At 66.7% G+C, this 4079-nt stretch carries 5 protein-coding genes and 1 tRNA gene; 4 read left to right on the top strand and 2 right to left on the bottom strand.

Translation table 11 applies throughout. The features are described from left to right. The coding region (locus GPA_RS02045) for a phosphopantothenoylcysteine decarboxylase domain-containing protein (protein ID WP_041238804.1) at positions 1-525 on the top strand (525 nt) is incomplete at its 5' end. Between the two features lie 121 nt (positions 526-646). Here the strand turns inward: GPA_RS02045 and GPA_RS02040 are convergent. Next, entirely contained in the window at positions 647-850 is a 204-nt protein-coding gene (locus tag GPA_RS02040; protein ID WP_015538799.1) for a cold-shock protein, read from the bottom strand. Positions 851-1183: 333 nt separating this feature from the next. Between GPA_RS02040 and GPA_RS02035 the strand changes: the two genes are divergently transcribed. Beyond that, positions 1184-1260: transfer RNA gene (locus tag GPA_RS02035), tRNA-Pro, on the top strand. An 84-nt stretch (positions 1261-1344) separates the two neighbouring features. Here the strand turns inward: GPA_RS02035 and GPA_RS02030 are convergent. After that, entirely contained in the window at positions 1345-2244 is a 900-nt protein-coding gene (locus tag GPA_RS02030) for a DMT family transporter (protein WP_041238803.1), read from the bottom strand. Positions 2245-2428: 184 nt separating this feature from the next. Here GPA_RS02030 and GPA_RS02025 point away from each other — a divergent pair, with 184 nt between their 5' ends. Next, entirely contained in the window at positions 2429-3295 is an 867-nt protein-coding gene (locus tag GPA_RS02025) for a LysR family transcriptional regulator (RefSeq protein WP_015538798.1), read from the top strand. 126 nt (positions 3296-3421) lie between these two features. Further along, positions 3422-3673, top strand: coding sequence for a GlsB/YeaQ/YmgE family stress response membrane protein (locus GPA_RS02020; protein WP_015538797.1), 252 nt, complete (start codon positions 3422-3424; stop codon positions 3671-3673). Positions 3674-4079: the final 406 nt, after the last annotated feature.

The raw sequence follows: 4079 nt of genomic DNA, 5'->3' as shown, positions 1-4079 counted from the left end.
CGCGGGGCCGACGTCACGCTCGTGTCCGGCCCGGTGGCGCTCCCCGAGCCCGAGGGCGTGCGCACCGTGCACGTGGAGACGGCGCGCGAGATGCTTTCTGCGGCCCAGGAGGCGTTCGCGACGGCCGACGTGGCCGTGTTCTCGGCCGCCGTGGCCGACATGCGGCCGCGCGAGGCTGCGGCGCGCAAGCTGAAGAAGGGCGAGGCGGATGCGCTGCTCGGCACCATCGAGCTCGTGGAGAATCCCGACATCCTGGCCACGCTCGGCGCCGCCAAGCGTCCCGGCCAGGTGGTGGTGGGCTTCGCCGCCGAGACCGACGACGTGGTGGCCAATGCCCAGCGGAAACTCTCTTCCAAGCATGCCGATCTTATCGTGGGAAACGAGGTGGGAGGGGGCCGCGCCTTCGGCACCGACGACAACGAGGTGTGGTTCGTCACGGCGGAGGAGACGTACGGCCTTCCCCTCATGCCCAAGGACCGTCTGGCCGACCGCATCCTCGACGTGGCCGCCTCGTTCCTGCCGTAAGGCCGGGCCAGGTCTGCGCCGGCCTTACGTGGGTGCAAAAAGCCCCTCGGCCCGTGAAGGGCGGAGGGGCTTTAGAATCGGGACCGGCGGGCCGGCCCCGGGCAGTTCGAAGTTCGGCGAGCTAGATGGTGTGCACCATCGTAGCCTGGCTCTTGCCGTTGTTGCCGACGGCAACGGTGAACTCCACGTGGGCGTTCTCCTCGAGGGTCTTGAACCCGTCGGTCTGGATCTCGCTGAAGTGCACGAACAGGTCATCGCCGCCGTCCTGGGAGATGAAACCGTAGCCCTTGTCGGCGTTGAACCACTTAACTGTACCTGTAGACATGAAAACCTAGCTTTCTGCCCCGCGGGGCATTTAACAGGCAGCGCGGGCCGAGCCCGAACCACTGCCAACAACGTGCGGCAACGTGCCGCGTCAACCAGTGTACGCGCATCCGCGTGCTTTTCGGTCGGGGTTGGGCGGAAAGCCCCTTGCACACGCTATCCACACGATCGGTCCCTTGACGGCCCATCGGCGGGCGCCGCACCCCAGACAGAACACGCGTAATTGAAAAAGATTCGGGGAAGATGATAAATTCCATCTTGAAATACCCGGCGAGTAACGGTAATATGTTCAAGCTGTCTGACGGGGAAACGATTCAAACCCCAAGACGCATAACGGGTTGTGGCGCAGTTTGGTAGCGCACTTGACTGGGGGTCAAGGGGTCGCAGGTTCAAATCCTGTCAACCCGACCAGAAACTCGAAAGCCGCCTTCGGGCGGCTTTTTCGTGCTTGTCGACGGCCGCTGTCGGCGCCGACAGGGAGCATGATGCCCAGGCCTACAGCGCGGCTTCCGCGCCGCGGGCGCGACGGACGTGGGGCAGGTGCAGCCTCGCGCCGCACTCGGCGTACACGGCGCCGCCTATGACGAGCGCCACGCCTGCGGCCTGGACGGGGGAGAAGGCCTCGCCCAAGAGCAGCGCGGACAGCACAACGGCTGCGAGGGGCTCCAGGTAGCCGCACACCGACACCGTCTGCGCCGGCAGCTTACCCATGGCGGAGAAGTACACGAAGCAGCCGAAGCCGGTGTTCACCAGACCCAGCACGAGCAAGGGCGCCCAGTCGGCGGTACCTATCTGCAGCGAGGTCCCCCCGGTTGCGCCGACGAACAGCGCGACGGCCGCGAAGCTGGACGCGAGCTGCACGGCGGAGCTCTCCAGTCCCTCTACGTGGCGCACCTTCTTCGTGAACACCACCATGGCCGCGTACATGACGGCCGACATCCCGCCGCAGAAGAGCCCCCATCCCGAGGCGCCCTCGCCGAGCGCGCGGCCGTTCACCAGCAGCACGCCGACCAGCACGAGGCCGAACCCGGCGAGCTTCGCGCGGGTCAGCCGCTCGCCGAACAGCCACGGCGACAGGGCGGCCACGATGATGGGGCCGCAGTAGTACACGAGCGAGGCGGTGCCAACGCCCAGATGGCGGTAAGCCTCGAACAGGAAGAGCCAGCTGGCACCCAGCGCCGCGCCGGACGCGGCGAGGCAGCACAGGTCGCCAAGGTGCCGGTGGAACGTGATGCGGCGCTTCGCGGCAACCAGCAGCGCAGCCAGCAGCAGGCTGCCCAGCAGCGTGCGCAGCAGCACGACCGAGGAGCTGGGCAAGGCGATGCCGCTCGCCACGATGCCGTTGCTGCCGAACAGGAGCAACGCCCCCACGTACTTCCCGTAGTCCCGTGCCACCCTCGCCCTTCTTCCCCTTGCTTCGCCGCCCATCCCGCACCGTGTGCGGGAAACTGCCGGAGACAGTGTGCCATAGAACAAATAAGCACAAAAGCGAATGTTTATCATAATAAGCATGATAAAATTGCATGGTAAAGCAGACCGGGCAGAGCCGGCGGAGACGGGGATGGAAGGAGAAACGCCGATGGACGCGAGCATCCAGAAGTACCAGGCGTTCGTGAGGACGGTGGAGCTGGGAAGCTTCACCAAGGCGGCCGAGTCCCTCTCGTATTCCCAGTCGGGCGTGAGCCGCATGGTGGCCGACCTGGAGCGCGAGTGGAAGGTCGCCCTGCTCGAGCGCGGGCGGGCTGGCGTGCGCCTCACGTCCGAGGGCACGCGCCTTTTGCCGTGCATCCGACGCGTGTGCGAGGAGCATGCGCGCCTGCAGGCCCAGGTCGACGAGCTGAACGGGCTGCAGGCGGGCCTCATCCGCATCGGCACGTTCTCCAGCGTGGCCACCCATTGGCTGCCGAACGTCATCCGCGCGTTCCAGGAGGACTACCCGAACATCGACTACGAGCTTTTGCTGGGAGACTACGGCGAGATCGAGGAATGGGTGCTCGAGGGCCGCGTTGACTGCGGCTTTCTGCGCCTGCCTGCGCACCGCGGCCTGGAGACGGCGTTCATCGAGCGCGACGAGCTGCTGGCCGTGCTCCCCGAAGGACACCCGCTGGCCGAACGGGAGCGCGTACCGGCGGCGGAGCTGTGCGAGGAGCCGTTCCTGCTGCTGGAGAAGGGCGACAACACCGTGGTGTCCGAGGTGTTCGAGCGCGACGGCCTGTCGCCGCGCACGCGCTTCACCACCTGGGACGACTATGCCATCATGGCCATGGTGGAATGCGGCCTGGGCGTGAGCATCCTCCCCGGGCTCATCCTGCGGCGCGCGCCGTACCGCATCGCGGCGCGGCCGCTGGAGGAGCCCGCCTACCGGACCATCGGGCTCGCCCTGCGCAGCCGCGAAGCCGCCTCGCTCGCCACGCAGCGCTTCCTGGAGTACCTGGACTGCCGCTGACGGCCGTCTGCGGTTCTTCGCGAAACGACGCGGAAACGCTGGGTGCACGAGATGCTTCCAGTATCGGCTGCCCCGCTTGCGAACTCCTACACTGGACGATGTCGGTCACAGGAAAGGAGCATAACCATGAGCATTATCGTGTGGATCATCATCGGCGGCCTGGCCGGCTGGGTCGCGGGCATGATCATGAAGGAGCAGGGCAGCCTCGTGAAGAACATCATCGTGGGCATCGTCGGTGCCCTGATCGGCGGGTTCATCATGAGCTTCTTCGGGGCGGAGGGCTTCACCGGGTTCAACCTCTGGTCGTTCGTGGTGGCGCTGCTGGGATCGGTGGTGCTGCTGGCCATCATCAACTTCGTCACGAAGAAGAGCGCCTAGGCGAACCGCTGGTCAATGGTGCTCGTACCGGTCTGATCGCTTTCCACAGTCGGTTTTTCGCCCTAAGCGGCGCCGGGAGGGCCGCTTAGGGACGCCTTCTCCCTCCCGTGGGCTCCCGGGCCTCTGGATCTCTCCCGCCCTTCGCGTTTCTAGCGGAGCTCGGCGCCTCGGCGAACGCGGCATCCGCGATCGAGCCGCCTCCGGCGGATCTTCAAGGGCGTGGCGGCGTCGGGAACCTGGCCGCCGAGCCCGAAGGGCACGCCCGTGAATTCGGAGAAGGCTCGGGGGCCGCAGACCGCGTCTCCCACCCCTTCGCCAGAGAGGTTGAACCACGGCTGCAAGAGGCGCATGCGCAGCAGGGGATGGACGTGCCCGTCTGGCGCAGGAGCCCCCCCCCCCCGCGCTC

It is taken from the genome of Gordonibacter pamelaeae 7-10-1-b (genome assembly GCF_000210055.1).
Classification (GTDB): Bacteria; Actinomycetota; Coriobacteriia; order Coriobacteriales; family Eggerthellaceae; genus Gordonibacter; species Gordonibacter pamelaeae.
Note: the sequence above shows the minus strand (reverse complement) of the source record. Positions and strands in the feature narration are given on the sequence as shown.